The 16,214-nt window shown below is 61.8% G+C and carries 15 protein-coding genes; 8 read left to right on the forward strand and 7 right to left on the reverse strand.

Features of this window, described 5'->3' with window-relative positions; all coding sequences use genetic code 11:
* A partial coding sequence (locus CQ12_RS46880; RefSeq protein WP_245310249.1) for an NAD(P)H-hydrate epimerase occupies nt 1-540 on the reverse strand: 540 nt, incomplete at its 3' end.
* Nucleotides 541-907: 367 nt separating this feature from the next.
* On the opposite strand from CQ12_RS46880, the gene CQ12_RS31200 reads away from it, so the two are divergent.
* Together CQ12_RS31200 and glnA are read left to right on the forward strand one after the other, a co-directional pair.
* Nucleotides 908-1,246 carry a P-II family nitrogen regulator gene (locus CQ12_RS31200; protein ID WP_027537227.1) on the forward strand — a complete coding sequence of 113 codons (339 nt, stop codon included), beginning with the start codon at nt 908-910 and terminating at the stop codon, nt 1,244-1,246.
* A gap of 150 nt (nt 1,247-1,396) precedes the next feature.
* A complete protein-coding gene (gene glnA / locus CQ12_RS31205; RefSeq protein WP_057839117.1) occupies nt 1,397-2,806 on the forward strand; it encodes a type I glutamate--ammonia ligase in 1,410 nt (469 codons plus the stop codon).
* Between the two features lie 165 nt (nt 2,807-2,971).
* On the opposite strand, the gene CQ12_RS31210 is transcribed toward glnA, so the two are convergent.
* The 3 genes from CQ12_RS31210 to CQ12_RS31220 are packed head-to-tail and all read right to left on the reverse strand — an operon-like array spanning nt 2,972 to nt 5,804.
* Nucleotides 2,972-4,300 (reverse strand): sensor histidine kinase, encoded by a 1,329-nt coding sequence (locus CQ12_RS31210; RefSeq protein WP_063799847.1) that lies wholly within the window; start codon nt 4,298-4,300, stop codon nt 2,972-2,974.
* Nucleotides 4,297-5,067, reverse strand: a complete 771-nt coding sequence (locus CQ12_RS31215) for a histidine kinase dimerization/phospho-acceptor domain-containing protein (RefSeq protein ID WP_157088606.1) — start codon at nt 5,065-5,067, stop codon at nt 4,297-4,299. The genes CQ12_RS31210 and CQ12_RS31215 overlap by 4 nt, the downstream gene beginning before the upstream one ends.
* Entirely contained in the window at nt 5,064-5,804 is a 741-nt protein-coding gene (locus tag CQ12_RS31220) for a response regulator (protein ID WP_057839119.1), read from the reverse strand. The genes CQ12_RS31215 and CQ12_RS31220 overlap by 4 nt, the downstream gene beginning before the upstream one ends.
* Before the next feature lie 2,052 nt (nt 5,805-7,856).
* Between CQ12_RS31220 and CQ12_RS31225 the strand changes: the two genes are divergently transcribed.
* Both CQ12_RS31225 and CQ12_RS31230 read left to right on the forward strand, forming a co-directional pair.
* On the forward strand, nt 7,857-8,444 hold the full coding sequence (locus CQ12_RS31225; RefSeq protein WP_198164295.1) for a TRAP transporter small permease subunit: 588 nt from the start codon (nt 7,857-7,859) through the stop codon (nt 8,442-8,444).
* A gap of 2 nt (nt 8,445-8,446) precedes the next feature.
* Nucleotides 8,447-9,982: a TRAP transporter large permease gene (locus CQ12_RS31230; protein WP_057839121.1), complete on the forward strand. Its 1,536-nt coding sequence runs from the start codon at nt 8,447-8,449 to the stop codon at nt 9,980-9,982.
* Nucleotides 9,983-10,031: 49 nt separating this feature from the next.
* On the opposite strand, the gene CQ12_RS31235 is transcribed toward CQ12_RS31230, so the two are convergent.
* Nucleotides 10,032-11,147: a TRAP transporter substrate-binding protein gene (locus tag CQ12_RS31235; RefSeq protein ID WP_083519553.1), complete on the reverse strand. Its 1,116-nt coding sequence runs from the start codon at nt 11,145-11,147 to the stop codon at nt 10,032-10,034.
* 156 nt (nt 11,148-11,303) lie between these two features.
* Nucleotides 11,304-12,080 carry a C13 family peptidase gene (locus CQ12_RS31240; protein ID WP_245310250.1) on the reverse strand — a complete coding sequence of 259 codons (777 nt, stop codon included), beginning with the start codon at nt 12,078-12,080 and terminating at the stop codon, nt 11,304-11,306.
* A gap of 184 nt (nt 12,081-12,264) precedes the next feature.
* On the opposite strand from CQ12_RS31240, the gene CQ12_RS31245 reads away from it, so the two are divergent.
* From CQ12_RS31245 to CQ12_RS31260, 4 genes are all read left to right on the forward strand, one after another.
* Nucleotides 12,265-12,795: a DUF992 domain-containing protein gene (locus CQ12_RS31245; RefSeq protein ID WP_057839123.1), complete on the forward strand. Its 531-nt coding sequence runs from the start codon at nt 12,265-12,267 to the stop codon at nt 12,793-12,795.
* A gap of 285 nt (nt 12,796-13,080) precedes the next feature.
* Entirely contained in the window at nt 13,081-14,397 is a 1,317-nt protein-coding gene (locus tag CQ12_RS31250) for a hypothetical protein (RefSeq protein ID WP_057839124.1), read from the forward strand.
* A gap of 53 nt (nt 14,398-14,450) precedes the next feature.
* Nucleotides 14,451-14,693, forward strand: coding sequence for a hypothetical protein (locus CQ12_RS31255; protein WP_057839125.1), 243 nt, complete (start codon nt 14,451-14,453; stop codon nt 14,691-14,693).
* A 147-nt stretch (nt 14,694-14,840) separates the two neighbouring features.
* The gene (locus CQ12_RS31260) at nt 14,841-15,113 is read left to right on the forward strand and encodes a hypothetical protein (protein WP_057839126.1); all 273 of its coding nucleotides are present in this window, start codon (nt 14,841-14,843) and stop codon (nt 15,111-15,113) included.
* A 65-nt stretch (nt 15,114-15,178) separates the two neighbouring features.
* On the opposite strand, the gene CQ12_RS31265 is transcribed toward CQ12_RS31260, so the two are convergent.
* A complete protein-coding gene (locus CQ12_RS31265; protein WP_057839127.1) occupies nt 15,179-15,574 on the reverse strand; it encodes a RidA family protein in 396 nt (131 codons plus the stop codon).
* Between the last annotated feature and the right edge of the window lie 640 nt (nt 15,575-16,214).

Genomic DNA, 16,214 nt, shown 5'->3' on the forward strand with positions numbered 1-16,214 from the left:
CGCCGGCTTGCGGCGGAAGAACGTCACGGTCTCAACCGCGTTGATCGCAGCGCCCATCACCGCACCGTTCGTGCCGTTGATGCCGCTCGGCAAGTCGACGGCGAGCACCGGCGCGCCGTTGGCGTTGATCGCCTCGATCACATCAAGCGGTTCACCCTTGACGGGACGGTTGAGGCCGGCGCCGAACAGCGCGTCGATGATCAGCGCCGGCTTGCCGATCGCCTGCGGGTTGAACGGCAGCACCGGATACTTCCAGCCGCGTGCAGCGAGCGCGGCATCGCCCTGCAGGCTGTCGCGCTCGCACAAGAGGATGACGGAGACGTCACGGCCGCGTGCGGCGAGTTCGGCCGCCGCGACAAAACCGTCGCCGCCATTGTTGCCGCGGCCGGCGACCACCACGATCGGCCCCTCCTCGACCAGATCCATGGCGGCTTCGGCCACGGCCTGGCCCGCGCTCATCATCAGCGCGAAGCCGGGCGTGCCGGCGGCAATCGTCAGCCGGTCGGCACGCTCCATTTCCGTGGTGGTCAAGACTTCCATGCCGAATCCTCGATCCGTCAGCCCTTTCCGGAGGCATATCCCGCAACGCCCCGCGGCCTATTTCGCCCCATTTGCATACGAATTGATCGGTTTGCCTATTTTGTAAGCTCCGCTATCATAGCGCTTCCGGCCCACCCTCTTCCAATTGCCTGTTAATAGTCTGATAACATTCCGAAATCAGCCGCATTAACAACTTGGCATAGACCCTGCTTTTGAGGAAGCCGGTTAGGATAGCAAGCTCAGGATCGTCGCAGTCGGCGACAAATCATGGGCACTCCGGCGTTGCCGGGTGCAAGGTTCAAACCAGACGGGCCGCCTCGCGCGACATCGAAACTATCTGCCATTTGGAAATGCCGGGAGGCGCTCTGTGAAGAAGATTGAAGCCATCATCAAGCCGTTCAAGCTCGACGAGGTGAAAGAGGCGCTTCAGGAAGTCGGACTGCAGGGTATCACCGTCACCGAGGCCAAGGGTTTCGGCCGGCAGAAGGGTCATGCCGAACTCTATCGCGGTGCGGAATACATCGTCGACTTCCTGCCCAAGGTGAAAATCGAGATCGTGATTTCGGACGAACTGGTCGAGAAGGCGATCGACGCGATCCGCCGTGCTGCCCAAACGGGCCGCATCGGCGACGGCAAAATCTTCGTCTCGAACATCGAGGAAGCGATCCGGATCAGAACCGGAGAATCCGGGCTGGACGCTATCTGAGCCGGGTGCTATCCCGAATTTTGCGACTAAAAACCAAGAAAAGGGCTGCTCCGGCGGCCTGATTTCGTTTGCGATAGCTCCACCGATCGCCTGCGAAGTCTCGTGTCGCTCAAATTCCTGGAAACCGTCCCGCAGCCAAAAGGGGTATTCATGAAGACCGCCAAAGACGTCCTGAAATCGATCAAGGACAACGACGTCAAATACGTCGACCTGCGCTTCACCGATCCGCGCGGCAAGTGGCAGCACGTCACCTTCGACGTCAGCATGATCGAAGAGGATACCTTCGCCGAAGGCCAGATGTTCGACGGCTCCTCGATCGCCGGCTGGAAGGCGATCAACGAATCCGACATGTGCCTGATGCCCGACCCCGTCACTGCGACGATCGACCCGTTCTTCGCCGAGACCACCATGGTCATCATCTGCGACGTGCTCGAGCCGACCACCGGCGAGCCCTACAACCGCGATCCGCGCGGCATGGCCAAGAAGGCCGAGGCGATGGTGAAGTCGATGGGCGTCGGCGACACCGTGTTCTTCGGACCCGAAGCCGAATTCTTCGTATTCGACGACGTGCGCTTCCAGACCACCCCCTACAACACCGGCTTCAAGCTGGATTCGTCGGAATTGCCGACCAATTCGGACACCGAATATGAGGGCGGCAATCTCGGCCACCGCATCCGCACCAAGGGCGGCTATTTCCCGGTCCCGCCGCAGGATTCGGTGCAGGACATGCGCTCGGAAATGCTCGGCGCCATGGCCAAGATGGGCGTCAAGGTCGAGAAGCATCACCATGAAGTGGCTTCCGCCCAGCACGAGCTCGGCATGAAGTTCGACACCATGACGCTGATGGCCGACCAGATGCAGATCTACAAATACTGCATCCACCAGGTCGCCCACATCTACGGCAAGACCGCCACCTTCATGCCGAAGCCGGTCTATGGCGACAACGGCTCGGGCATGCACTGCCACCAGTCGATCTGGAAGGGCGGCAAGCCGGTATTCGCCGGTAACAAGTATGCCGACCTCTCGGAGACTTGCCTCCACTACATCGGCGGCATCATCAAGCACGCGAAAGCGATCAACGCCTTCACCAACCCGTCGACCAACTCCTACAAGCGCCTGGTCCCGGGCTATGAAGCTCCCGTGCTGCTCGCCTACTCCGCGCGCAACCGCTCGGCCTCCTGCCGCATCCCCTATACGGCGAACCCGAAGGCCAAGCGCGTCGAAGTCCGCTTCCCCGATCCGATGGCCAATCCGTATCTCGCTTTCGCCGCGATGCTGATGGCCGGCCTCGACGGCATCAAGAACAAGATCGATCCGGGTCCGGCGATGGACAAGGACCTCTACGATCTGCCGAAGGAAGAACTGAAGCAGATCCCGACGGTGTGCGGCTCCTTGCGCGAGGCGCTGGAACACCTCGACAAGAACCGTGCCTTCCTCAAGAACGGCGGCGTGTTCGACGACGACTTCATCGACAGCTTCATCGAACTCAAGATGACCGAAGTCGAGCGCTTCGAGATGACCCCGCACCCGGTCGAGTTCGACATGTATTATTCGCTGTGATGGTTGGCGGCGTTCGCGCCGCCGGTGTCGCTGCCCGAGAAATGCAAAAGGCGCTCCGAAGGGAGCGCCTTTTTGTTTTTGCAAGAGAAGCCCGGCGCCTCGGCCGCTGAAGTTTCCGTATCGTGATCGCTACGCCTGTTCGATTCATCTGCGTCAGAGTTACTGTCATCTCAAGAATTCGAGGCGCGCTTCCAATCCGCCGCCGTCGCGATTGGCGAGCGTGAGCGTCGCGCGAAGCGCGCTGGCAAGTTGCTGGGCGATGGCGAGGCCAAGTCCGGTGCCGCCGGTTTCGCGATTGCGCGAAGCCTCGACCCGATAAAACGGCAGGAATACCGACACCAGATGCTCGTCGGGAATACCGGGGCCCCGGTCCGATACGGTGATCGTGATGCGGTTCGACTGTCGCGCATCGATGGCGACTTCGACATCCTCGCCGAATTTCAGCCCGTTATCGATCAGGTTGATCATGATGCGGCGCGAGGCCTGCGGGTGCGTGAGAATCGTCACCCCGCGTTCTCCGGAAAAGCGCAGCGATTTTCCGGCGTCGGAATAGTCGCAGACGAGACTGTCGATAAGGGCATGCAGGTCGGTCTGGCACCGCTGATTGCCGATCTCGTCGTGGCCGCGGGCCAACGCAAGACCCTGCTTGACCAGCGTCTGCATCTCCTGCAAGTCGCCCTGCAGCTTTTCCCTGGCATCGCCGTCACCGAGGAAATCCGCGCGCAGCCGCATGCGCGTGATCGGAGTCTGAAGGCGATGCGAGATCCCCGCCAGAATCTGGATACGTTCCACGGCCTGCTCGGCGATGCGTCGCTGCATGGCGTTGAACGCCGCAGCCGCGCGCGCCACTTCCTTCGGGCCATCCTCCGGGAGCGGCTCACGCCGCAGATCCGATCCGAGGGTGTTGGCCGCGCGCTCGAGGCGCACCAGCGGCTGCGTCGCGAGCTTCACGGCAATCCAGGTGAAGAATGCGAGCGCAAACAGTTGGGCGGCGAACGCGGCCGGCAACCAGGGCGAAATAACCGTCCTGCGCGCGACGAATTGGAGCATCAGCGGGCTGCCGTCCTTCAGGTGAACGAGCCAGCCCAGTCGCCGCCGATCCTGTGGATCGAGGTAAAAGACAGACTTCGCTTCGTGGCCGGGCCCTATCATGGCCCTCAACCGCGCCAGGTTGTCCTGTCGTCGTTTGGGTGGGGCCGCTTCTGTCTCTCCCTCCTCTCTGAGAATGTATCGATAGGTAGGGCGAGCGAGGCGGTCGAGCCAGGCCGGCCGTTCTTCGGGCTTGACGCGGTCGAGGATAGCGACCGCGGTCGCGATGTACCTCATGAAATAGTCATCTCCCGCCTCGTTGCTGAGGCCGAAGACATTCAGGGCAACCAGGCTATAGGACAGCACATGGGCGGCCAGGAGGCCGGCGAACAGGATGATCGCGAGCCGGCGAAACAGCGTGTCCGGCCAAACCCACGTCGCCATGCGCCGGAAACGAGCCTTCATGACCGCTCCGGCGATGCTTCGACGGCGACATGGGCTGATGTCGGTGGGCCGATGTCGTCGTACTCCCGCGCGAGGTCAAGACCCTGCTTGACGAGGGTCTGCAATTCCCGGAGGTCGCCTTGCAGCCTTTCCTTGGCGTCGCTGTCACCCAGGAAATCAGCGCGCAGCCGCATGCGCGTGATCGGGGTCTGGAGATCGTGCGAGATCGCCGCCAGAATCTGGATCCGCTTCACGGCAAGCCAGACGAAGAATGCGATTATACAGAGTTGAAGGCCGAGCGCCGCCGGCAGCCATGGCGAAATGCTCGCCCCCGGCCAATAGATCTCGAGCGTCACCGGGCTGCCGTCGCTCAAGTGCATGAGTAAGGTACGCCGCGCCGGTGGATCGGGGTAGACAAAATTCGCGTCTTGGCCGGGCGCCAGCAGCGACCGCAAACGGGCGATGTTCGCTTGCCGTCGCTTGGGCAAATCCGTTTCCAGCTCTCCTCCACCCCTGAGAAAGTATCGATAATGGAGTCGAGAGACGCGATCGAGCCAGGCCGGTCTTTCCCGGGGCTCGACATAGTCGAGGATCGCGACCGCTTCAGCGATGTCCACAGCGGCAAATTTGTTTCCCAATTCTTCCTCAATCGCCATGTGGTCGAGGGCAATCCAGACGAAGGCCAACACATGTGCAACCACAAGGCCGGAAAACAGGATGATCGCCAACCGCCCGAACAGGGAATCCGGCCAAAGAAGCGCCGCCATATGCCGAAACCGGGCGCTCATGACGGCTCCGGCAATGCCTCGACGGCGGCTGCAAAGACGTAGCCTTCGCTGCGCACCGTCTTGATGTAGGACGGCTCCCGGGCGTCGTCGCGCAATCGCTGACGAAGGCGGCTGACAAGAAGGTCTATCGACCGATCGAAGACTTCGGCCTCACGGCCTTGCGTCAGGTCGAGCAGTTGATCGCGATTGAGGACATGTTGAGGGCGATCGAGGAACACACGCAGCAATCGATATTCGGCGCCGCTCAACGAGACCACGGTCCCGTCGGCGTCGACCAGAAAACGCCCGGCCGTGTCGAGCTTCCATTCGCCGAACCGAAACAGGCGGGCTTTCTCCGACGCCGCAAGGTTGCGGGGCAGCATCTCGGTCCTCCGCAAAACCGAGCGGATTCGTGCGAGCAGCTCGCGCGGGGCAAACGGCTTCGTGAGGTAGTCGTCCGCCCCCATCTCAAGGCCGACGATGCGGTCTGCTTCATCACCGCGCGCCGTCAGCATCAGGATCGGAATGTCATAGGATTGATTGGCGCGCAGGTTGCGGCAGAGCGTGAGGCCGTCGTCGCCCGGCAGCATGAGATCGAGCACGATCAGATCGATCCGGTGGTTGGCGAGAACCTCGCGCATCTGCCGGCCGTTGGCGACCGTCGTGACCCGATAGCCGTTGCCGACGAAATATCGGTCCAGCAGCTCGCGCAAACCCAAATCATCGTCGACGACGAGAATGTGGTCCGGAGTTTCCATGCACGTCAGAGTAGCCAACCCGCGCGGCAAGCGACATCCCATTTTGTAACGTAATGTATCTTCCTGCCGGCCCGACATAGAAAATTTCAAAACCGGCACACGCGGAAATTCGCGAGATACATCGGACACTTCCAGTGATGCTTGTCTTCCTTTGGGAGAAGCGAGATCGCTGGACCCGGACAAAGGGCTGCGGCGAAAACTCGGGTCGACCGAACGCATTGTCGCGAGCGTGGAAGATGCATGTGGCTGCGCCGGAGCATGATCCCGACCGAACGGAACGGCTGGTTGGATACATGAAACGGTGTCCGCACCGGGACGGCGCTCATTTCGGAGTTTGGGAGAACGAGTTATGAGAATGTCATCAAGCCTCATCGCGCCCTCGGCTGTCGCGATCCTGTCAACATCGTTGTTGTGCGGCCTAAGCGGCACAGCGGTTTCGCAAACCACGCCAAGCTCCACTCTTCCCAGCGTCACGGTCACGGCCCCGGAGCAAAGGGCGAGGCCGCCGTCCCAGAGGCAGGAGCGAGCGGCAAGCACTGGTGCAGGTCACCGGAGAGGGTCGGCCGGCCGGACGACGGCTCAAACAGCGGGAGCGACGCCGTCGACTGCGCAGGGTCCTGTCATGGCGAAGCTTGCCCGGCTCGAGAGAGAGGCCAGCAGTTGCAACGATGGTTGCGAAACAAGCTTCAGGCGCGGCAAGGATCCCTGGGTTGGATGCAGCGAATCGACGGGGTGGAACTCAGTTTTCTCAGCAACGTGCAAAGACACCCTCACCCACAGGGACTACGTGCAATGCGTAGAAACCAAAATGTTCCTGGGCTGGAACCACCAACGATCCTGGTGGTATTGCAACGGCATGCTGGCTGGAGGGAAATTTCGGGTCACCGCAGAGAATCGAAACAGGTAGCGCATGCGTATCGAGGCTCAATAGCGGGCAGCTGAACGCCGTCTGTCATTTGTCTTCGGAAATGCTGGTTCGATACGTGACACGGTGTCCGCACGTGGACGGCATTTGTTTCCGGATTTGGGAGAACGAGTTGTGAGAATGTCATCGAGCCTTGTCGCGCCCTCAGCTGTCGCTGTCCTCTCAACCGTATTGCTGAGCGGCACGGCAGCCGCGCAAACCGCAACAGGCTCATCCACCAGCCAGCTTCCCAGCATCACGGTCGAGGCGCCGAAGCGAGTGACAAGGCCGGCGGCAAGGCCACAGAGGCAGGCGCCGCCGGTGGCAAACACGGTTGCAGTTCGCCCGACAACGCCAGCTCCTCAAACGCCACCGACATCAGCTCAAAAGCCGGCGCCCGGTTCAGTGATGGCGAGGATTGCCGCGATTGAGAAGACTTCCAGCAATTGCACCGACGGCTGCCAAACAAGCTTCAAATACGGCAATCAACCGTGGAACGGATGCTCCGGGTCATCAGGGGATTTTACGTTATCGACAACCTGCAGAAACGTAGGCAACTACAAAACCTACCAGGAGTGCAGGGAGACCGGAATGTTTCTGGCCTGGAGACAACATGAAGTCTGGTGGTATTGCAGCAGCCTGCACGCCGGGGGGAAGTTGGCCGGGGAGAAGCAGCAACAGGTCGCCGAACTCAAGCGATCAGGACGTCGCTAGTCCATACCCGCTGCCGACCTGCGCTTTGGGTCATTTCGACCGAGTCTTTGGTCCTTGCCTGCTATTTGATGTTCGCTTTACTCCTAAAGCGAGACTGGTTGCTGCGCAGCAGCGAAATGACGCAACCCTCAGCAGGATGAGAATTCAACTGTCACGCGCCGTGTGAGCGGACACGCCATGCCCGAGCTTGGGACGGCCTAATCCAGACGCTTGGCACTCCGGAAGACCACATCAATACCTCCACCAAGGGATGCAGGCGCCGAGGTCTTCATGCCCGGCCGCGCGGCTGCGACGGCTGCCCAGCCGCTGGCGCCGAGATCGCCGCTAAAGTAACATTCCATCCGGACCGCTCGACGGGGACTGATCGATCGCACTGGATGGTGCAGCGAGTTTTTCACGGGGTCCACGACAGCGCTGCCTCTGAGGGTCAGCTGATGGCCACTGCAATGACCAGCGTCTCCTCTTCGCCAAGGCCGACGCCTCCCCGGGGCTATCTGGCCGTTATCCGCACCATCGACAGGTTCACGGAGTGGACCGGTCATCTCTTCGTGCTCTTCATTATTCCCCTGGTGCTCGCCAACGTCTACGAGGTTTTCGCCCGCTACTTCCTGAAGAGTCCTACCGTCTGGGCGCTCGACGTAACGACCATGTCGTATGCGGCGCTCTTCATGCTGGGATCGGCGCTGGCGCTGCTGAAGGGTGCGCACGTCCGCACCGACATGCTCTGGGACGGCTTCTCGGACCGCACCAAAGGCATGATCGACAGCCTCGCCTTCATCCTGTTCTTCCTGCCGACAATGGCCGTGCTGTTCTACATCTCGATCGATGACTTCCTTTACTCGATCTCGATCGACGAGCGCTCGAGCTCCGGGGCCTGGACGCCGATATTGTGGCCGCTACGCGGGGTTATCCCGCTCACCGCCTTCATGCTTTCCCTGCAGGGCATTTCCGAGCTCATGAAGAGCCTGTGGGCATGGCGGACCGGCGAGTTCCTGACCAGGCACGAAAAGATCGAGGTCTGAACATGGGCTATTCGGAGCTCCTTGGCCTCATCATGCTGGTCTGCATGGTCGCCGTCATCTTCATCGGATTCCCGATCTCCTTCACGCTGCTGTTTCTCGCCATCATCTTCGGCGGCTTCGGACTGGGCTGGGAGCAGACCTTCAATCTGAGCTACCTGCAGATCTGGGGCACGATGAAGGACGAGATCTTTCCGGCCGTGCCGCTGTTCATCTTCATGGGCTACATGACCGAACAGGCCGGGCTGATGGAGCGCCTGTTCGGCGCGATGCGCAGCCTGCTCGCACCGGTACGTGGCTCGCTCTATCTGGCGGTGATCCTGACGGCGACGATCTTCGCCATGGCAACAGGCATCGTCGGCGCCGCCGTCACGGTGCTCGGCATCATGGCCGCGCCGATGATGATCAAGACCGGTTACGACGCCCGGCTGTCCGCGGGCGCCATCGCTGCCGGCGGCACGCTCGGAATTCTCATTCCGCCCAGCGTCATGCTGGTGGTGATGGGCCCGGTGATGGGCGTGCCCGTCAACCTGCTGTACTCGGCGGCGTTCGGCCCGGGCTTCCTGCTCGCCGGCTGCTACATCGCCTACACGCTGACCCGAAGCTTCCTCAACCCGAAGCTCGGCCCGGCCATGACGATGGAGGAGCGCGAGACCGCCTACAAGGAGATGACCACCGAAAAGGTGGGAATGCCGGTATTGATCCTGGCGCTTCTCTGTCTCATGGCGATCGTCTATCTGCTCGTCTACCTGGCGCTCGGCGCTACCGGGGCCCCGTCTCTCCCGGTGACGGTCGGCGGGATCAGTGTGTCCGTTGCGGCGCTGGCGCCGGCGCTGCTGGCGGCGTGGGCCTATGTCCACAACGCCTATTTCCGCGCCGTCGTGCTGGGCATCGCACCGCTCAGCGCGCTGATCGGCTTTACGCTTGGCACCATCGTCGGCGGCCTGGCAACGCCGACCGAGGCCGCCTCCTGCGGAGCGTTCGGCGCCACCATCCTGGCGCTCGTCTACGGCCGGCTCAACGTGCAGTCGCTCACCAATGCGGGCATCGGCACGATGGTGACCTCCGCCATGGTGCTGTTCCTGGCCGTGGCCTCCACCGTGTTCGGCGCCGTCTTCACCAAGCTCGGCTCGGCCAATCTGATCACCAATTACCTGCTCGCCGTTCCCTTGGGCGACTGGTGGAAGCTCGCCCTCATCATGGCGATCTTCTTCGTGCTCGGATGGCCGTTCGAATGGCCCGTGATCATCCTGGTATTCCTGCCGATCGCCCTGCCGGTGGTGGAAAAGCTGCAGTTGGGCCTCGGCAAGCTCGACCTGCTGATCTGGTTCGGCACGCTCACTGCCGTCAACATGCAGACGGCTTATCTCAGTCCGCCCGTCGCCATGTCGGCCTACTATCTGCGCAACGTCGTTCCGAACTGGAGTCTTGCCACGATCTACAAGGGCATGGCCGACTACATGGTGATCCAGGTCGTCGTCCTCAGCCTGCTGCTGCTGTGGCCGCAAATCGCGCTGTGGCTGCCACATGCGGTGAGGTAGCAACAAGGGGCGGCGCTTGCGGCCGCCCTCGATTTGCTACTGCCGGGTGCTATTTACCCTCCTTCGGCGGCCAGTAGTAGTCCGCCTGAAACGCGTAAGGCGGGAACATGAAGCGCTTGGCCGGCACCACCTTGGCGGCATAGGCCTTCTGAGAGTCATAGACCTTCTTGAAGAAAGGATTCTTGGCCGACTCGGCGGCCGCGAACTCATCCCAGGTCTTGAGGAAGGCCTGATTTATCTCGGGCGGCGTGGTCAGCAGCTTCACATTGTGCTTCTCCGCGAATTCGGCAATCGCATCCGCGTTCTGCCGCTGATAGCTCGCCCACCAGCGCAGAAACGTTTCCGAAAGAGCCGACTTGATGGCCTCCTTGTTCTGGTCCGGCAGGCTGTCCCACACATCCTTGTTGAAGGCCATCTCGGCCACCGACGCGCTCTCGTGCATGCCGGGCGTGTAGTGGTACTTCCACACGGTGTGCAGCCCGAGCCGCTGATCCTCGATGCCGCCGACCCACTCGGCACAGTCGATGGTGCCGCGCTCGGCCGCGGGCAGGATCTCGCCGCCCGGCATGTTGACCACGGCCATGCCCATCTTGGAATAGAGCTCGGCAACGATGCCCGTCTGCCGGCACTTCATGCCGCGGAAGTCATTGAGGTCCTTGATCGGACGCTTGAACCAGCCGAGCGCCTGCGGGCTCGGCGGTATGCCGGGGAACGCGACCAGGTTGAGCTTGAGTTCCTTCTGGTAAAACTCGTTCCACAGATCGAGGCCGCCGCCCTCGTAGACCCAGCCGATGAAGTCGACAGCATCCATGCCGGCAATGCCGGCAGGCGTATTGGCGAACAGCGTCGCAGCCTTGTTCTTGCCGAACCACCAGTAGGAAATGCCCCAGGCGCCGTCGATCACCTTCTTGTGCGTTGCGTCGAGGATCTCGAACGGCGGGACGATCGCGCCGCCCGGCAGCGCCTCGATCTTGAGCTGGCCTGCCGTCAACTTGTCCACCCGGTCAGCGAGGAACTTCAAGGCGTCCTGCGTCGTGGACGACGGGGGCACTGCCGACTGGACCTTTAGTGTTCGAGGCTGCTGGGCGCGCGCCGTGACGGCGAGCGCCAATGTGGCAGAGACGGCAGCGACCAGAGCCATCCCCGTAAGCGAAATGATTTTCATTGCCTACCTCCCTCTAGCGTTAAGTGTCTACCTCCCTCAAACAGTGTGCAGGCGAGCCCATCGGCGTTCTGCCGGCGAGCAATCCTATCGCAGATGGGGTGGCTTGGCTGCATATCTTAGTGAAATGCGCCTCCATCAGTTCGTCGGCCGGGTAGCTCAAGGACGCGCAACGAGCAACCGCTGTACGTTTTCGCCGCCTGACATCAGGGGATTTGACGGCTCGAAACGCTCGCGCAGCTCTCGCTTTCTGACGAGCGCGCGCGCAACGACAAAAGCGTCCTTCAGGGTATTGGCCTGCCGGAGTGCGACATTGAAGAAAGCATCTCCGAAATAGGTCCACTTGGCTTTGTCCTCACAGCCGAATGACGGATGGTCGGCATCGGCCGCCGTGATTACGAGCGTATCGGGGTTCGCTAGACGAGGAACAAAGACCCCGGAATAGCAGGCCGAGATGACCACCACCTTGTATCGCATGCCGGTACGCGCCAGCATGCCCGCGAGATTGGACGGCGTCAGCGTTTGCTCAAGCCGTCCCGCTTTGACTGCGAGGCCTGCCTGCGAGCCATGCGAGGTCAGGATCAAGAGCAGAATATCATTCTCGGCGTCCATCCCATTGGCCGCCGCCTGCAAAGATGCGGCCAGGCCTTCAATCGTTGCACCTCCGCCTTTCTTCGAATTGTATTGCACGCGGATCGGGTCGCCTCCAAAGCGGGCCGCTACGACCTGTGCTGCGCCGGTCGCCTCGCGTCTAAACACACCCTGATCGCCGAAAAGGCCGAACGACACCACGCTTACCCTGCGCACATGCCCCGCGGCGTGCACCGGCGAAACCGACGGCGTAACGGTTACGACAAAAGCGACAATCAGCGCGCTGAGCCGGTTCATCCAGCGTGGGTACACGGCTTCACCTCCACAATCAGCCTCCTGCTCCAAGGCGCAGCAGTGGCGCCTGGCCGGCCATCATCCTCTCTCAAGAGCGTTCCAGTCGCGACCAGCACATCCATAATCTACCGCCTGTAAGGCCGTTATGGCCCCGGAACGGGACCTGGAACGGGAACATCGCAACCTCGCTGCGCGTTGAGGGGGTCCATCTGAACGCATCGATGGAGGAACGCTCATGCACAAAGCAACCCTGACTAGAACAACGTTGAATAGCCTTGCAACCACATGCGTCGCCCTGGCGCTCGGTCTCGCCACGGCTCCGGCCACGGCTCAGGACTCCGGACGGATGAGGGTCGGCACGCTCACCTGCAACATATCGCCCGGTGTCGGCATGGTTGTCGGAGGGCAGCGGCAGCTGAACTGCATCTATGCCTCCGCGAGAGGCAGGGCGCGCGAAGCCTATCAAGGCGCCGTCAGCACGCTTGGCCTCGACATCGGTGCCACGACCGGCGGCCAGATGGCTTGGGCGGTTTTCGCACCGGCCACGCTGCCCCGGGGGGCATTGGCGGGAACCCATACGGGTGCGACCGCCGGTGGCACAGTCGGCGCCGGAGCGAGTGCCAACGTCCTGGTTGGAGGCCCGGACCGCAGGATCATCATGCAGCCGGCGTCCGTGCAGGGACAGACCGGCGTGAATATTGCCGCCGGCGTATCCACACTGGAGCTGCGGCCGGCCGCTGCGCCCGCCCGTCGCACCGCGCAGTGACGACATCATCGCAACAGAACTAGTCGGCCGCCTGCCGAAGGAATCATTGCCGCAAGATGCGAAAGGCGCCCTCCATTCGGGGCGCCTTTTTGTTTCGCCGTAGGGTGGGTGGAGCAAAGCGATACCCATCATCGCGGGCTACTTGCTGTCGCCGTAGTCGGTGGCGCGCCTGAGTTCAGCCGAACACCGAAGCACTCCCATAGTTCAAGGCAACGGCATTTACCGATTAGGACCCAATCCCCTCCGGATACGTTATCGCGCGGCGAGGTCGATCGAAGGCCGGCCATGGAAACCATCGAGGCATATCTCCGCAGGAAATACGAGGAACTGGCGTTGCTGAACGGTTTCCTCGGCACGCCCTTGGCGCTGCGGCATCCAACCTCGGTGACCGAAGTAATTGAGCAAAAATTCCACATTGCCGCAGCGCTGAAGGCTGAGCATGCGCTGCACGATTGGGCGCTCACGGAGACCGCATGGGCCCATCCGGGCCGGCTGCGCGCCGGGCCGTTCGAGTTCAGCTACGACTATCAGCGCGCCGACCTCGAAGTGCGCGGCCCATCGTTTTACCAATTTGGCAATTCGGCAGCGGCGAACCAGACCATCTACACGTCCTCTGGAATGGCAGCGATTTCCGCACTGCTGCTGGCCTTCGCCCGCCTGGCGTCCGAGGCGGATATCCTGGTCTTGCCCGGCTCCTACGGTGAAACCCTGGAGCTGATCGAAAATCATGTCCGGCAATTGCGCATCGTCCCGGTGGAAGGCACACCGGGCGAGCTCACCTCTCGTGCCGGCCGACCTCGAATTCTGCTGTTCGATTCCTGCATGACCGCCGCCGCCTTCGAAGCGACTCTCCGTTGCGCGAGGCCGCACCTCGATCTCGTGGTTTTTGACACGACCTGTTTTTCGACCGGCTCGGGGCGAATCCGTCGGGTTCTGAGCTGGGCGCGCCGTTGGGAAATCCCTGTCGTGCTCGTGCGCAGCCACACCAAGCTCGATTCCCTTGGAGTGGAGTATGGCCGGCTCGGCTCCGCGGTTTTCGTCGCCTGCGAAAAGCACAACGCCGCGGCGAAGCAGCAACGGCTGGCTGAACTCGCCAAGGAAATGCGCAATGCCGTGCGACTGTTCGGCGGCGCAGCAATGCCCGCACATTTCCCACCCTACGTCGGAACGAACGCCTACCGGGTGCTGACTGACAAGCGCGTCGCGGCCATCTTGCGCAACGGCAGACGGACGGCCCGCTATTTCACGTCCGCGCTCGCCGGCTCGTTGGCGGAGCTGCATTTCGCCCACGGGCTCTATATCACGCTGGCGCCCAAGCGAATGCTCGACGACAAGCAGACGAAACAGATGGCGGCGGACTTATGCGGCGATCTGAGAAAGGCCGGCTTGCCGCTACGCCACGCAGGGAGCTTCGGCTTCGATTTCGGCGCAGCGGAATGGTTCCTCGATACCGCACGCAATCGCCACGTGGTCAGGATCGCGGTGCCCGATCTTCCGACACCGCTGTGGGACGAAGTCGCGCGAGCCGTGGTGCAATGGTGGCCGGCACACGAAGGGGAACGATTTCGCTCCGCCGGCTTGCCCTTGAATGCGCCCGTGTAGGCAAATCGCGGAGCGGCGTTTTCGATATCGGTTTTCTGCGGAGCGCGAGCCTGATGGATGAAATCCTGCGCTGGATGGCGACTGCCGGCACGATCGGCGCCGGGCTGGTCCTGGCCGCCCGGGCGAAGCCGCGCACGACCGGCTGGGCCTTCGTCGTGCTGAGCGGAGCATCGGCAATCTGGATCGTCGTCGGCTATCTAACCGCGGAATATGCGCTGATGGTGCAAAACATGGTGGTGACCCTCATCAACATATTCGGCGTCTACCGATGGCTGATCTGGAAAGGAAAGGTCTGAAAGGCCTTGCGCTTCCCCGTCGCGGCGGCGTAGTAGCTCGGATGAGCGGCGTAACATCCGGGACAGCTGCTCACTCACCGGAACCCGTCCGCCGGCAAGCCGTTGTCCCGCGAGAACCCGATCATTAGGCACCTCGGAAGCGCGCAGATGTTGAATTCCCTGACGAGGTTGGCGATCGAGGCTAACAGCGTCATTGCTCTGCGGATGATGAAGCTCATGCTCGGCGGAAAACGCGCGGCGCGGCGCGAAGCCCGACTGATGGTGAATGAAAAGATCGATACAGCGCTCAAGGCGTCCAGGAGCCTGATCGGCGGCGCTTCGGCCGAGGAGATCATCGCTCAGTACCGAAGGCGCGTGGCCGCCAACGCGAAACGGCTAGGCAAGGTCCGCACGGCAAAGAAGATACGACGCCGCAAGTAGTTTGCCGTAGGATGGGTGGAGCGAAGCGATACCCATCATCTCACATCTCGCGTTTTGCTTCCGGATCATCCCTCCCTCGTCACCGCCGTGAGATTCATCGTCAGCAACGCACCGGCCTTGGGAAGCTCCTGGACTCCAATCACCGTGCGCGCCGGCCGGCGGTCGCCCATGATCTCGACATAGGCCGCGTTCATCGTCTCGAAATCCGACATGCGCAGCAGGAAGATGTTGATGTGCGTGACATGGCTGAGGTCGGATCCCGCCGCATCGAGCATCACGATGAACGATTTCAGGATCTGCCGTGTCTGGGCCGCGACGTCCCGCGCCAGTTGCCCGGTCGTCGGGTCGACGCCGGCCGTTCCGCCAATCGATATGTGTTCGCCAACCTTGGCGATGTGGCTGTAGGGGCCGATCGGTGTCGGCGTGTTCGGCGGCGTGAGCGTCTCGACGCGAGATTTCATTTGGCCTACCCCTTCATGGCTTCTTCAGTCTGTAGATGGGTGGAGCGAAAGCGATACCCATCCTCTCAAATTCTAATACCGCGATCGGCTTCGCTCTAACCACCCCGCATCCCGAATGAAAATGATGAGAGCGGCATGGGGTGGTTCAGCAAAACGGTCTGGAATCTGTCCGCCGTTCCCAGGCATGGATGCAAACGAATGTGGTGAGGGGGCCGGCGCCCATGCTCCGACGTTCGATCTGGTCAAACGTCCAGCTGGCCCCGGAGATTATGAGGCAAGTGGTGCTATCGTCGCCGTGCCTGTACAAACGCCACCGCGAGCGATGCCACCAGAACGAAAGCAACGACGATGGCGAACGCTTCAAAGTGTCCCATAGCGCCGATCCCTGTCAGGTCAGCCACCCTCCCAACCTTAACTCATCGGGAGGATTGACCCGTGCGACAATTCGCATCGTAGGCCGCAATGACGCACCCTCGGAAAATTACCTTCGGACAAATGCGCGCCGGCGCGTCCGCGATGTGCTGGTTATTGCCGCGATCGCAAATGCGAGGCGCCGCACACCGCCGCGTCAAACGATGAGCGAATGATTGAGGAGAAGATGATCAGGAAGCGAACGCACGTCTTAAGGCTCGGGCGCTGG

Origin of the sequence: Bradyrhizobium jicamae (assembly GCF_001440395.1) — a bacterium.
Taxonomy (GTDB): Bacteria; Pseudomonadota; Alphaproteobacteria; order Rhizobiales; family Xanthobacteraceae; genus Bradyrhizobium; species Bradyrhizobium jicamae.

What these genes read in the sequence shown, in the direction of transcription:
- glnA (WP_057839117.1), top strand. Translation starts at nt 1,397, where the DNA reads ATGAAGACCGCCAAAGACGTCCTGAAATCGATCAAGGACAACGACGTC.
- CQ12_RS31210 (WP_063799847.1), bottom strand. Translation starts at nt 4,300, where the DNA reads ATGAAGGCTCGTTTCCGGCGCATGGCGACGTGGGTTTGGCCGGACACG.
- CQ12_RS31215 (WP_157088606.1), bottom strand. Translation starts at nt 5,067, where the DNA reads ATGAGCGCCCGGTTTCGGCATATGGCGGCGCTTCTTTGGCCGGATTCC.
- CQ12_RS31220 (WP_057839119.1), bottom strand. Translation starts at nt 5,804, where the DNA reads ATGGAAACTCCGGACCACATTCTCGTCGTCGACGATGATTTGGGTTTG.
- CQ12_RS31225 (WP_198164295.1), top strand. Translation starts at nt 7,857, where the DNA reads ATGGCCACTGCAATGACCAGCGTCTCCTCTTCGCCAAGGCCGACGCCT.
- CQ12_RS31230 (WP_057839121.1), top strand. Translation starts at nt 8,447, where the DNA reads ATGGGCTATTCGGAGCTCCTTGGCCTCATCATGCTGGTCTGCATGGTC.
- CQ12_RS31235 (WP_083519553.1), bottom strand. Translation starts at nt 11,147, where the DNA reads ATGAAAATCATTTCGCTTACGGGGATGGCTCTGGTCGCTGCCGTCTCT.
- CQ12_RS31245 (WP_057839123.1), top strand. Translation starts at nt 12,265, where the DNA reads ATGCACAAAGCAACCCTGACTAGAACAACGTTGAATAGCCTTGCAACC.
- CQ12_RS31250 (WP_057839124.1), top strand. Translation starts at nt 13,081, where the DNA reads ATGGAAACCATCGAGGCATATCTCCGCAGGAAATACGAGGAACTGGCG.
- CQ12_RS31255 (WP_057839125.1), top strand. Translation starts at nt 14,451, where the DNA reads ATGGATGAAATCCTGCGCTGGATGGCGACTGCCGGCACGATCGGCGCC.
- CQ12_RS31260 (WP_057839126.1), top strand. Translation starts at nt 14,841, where the DNA reads ATGTTGAATTCCCTGACGAGGTTGGCGATCGAGGCTAACAGCGTCATT.
- CQ12_RS31265 (WP_057839127.1), bottom strand. Translation starts at nt 15,574, where the DNA reads ATGAAATCTCGCGTCGAGACGCTCACGCCGCCGAACACGCCGACACCG.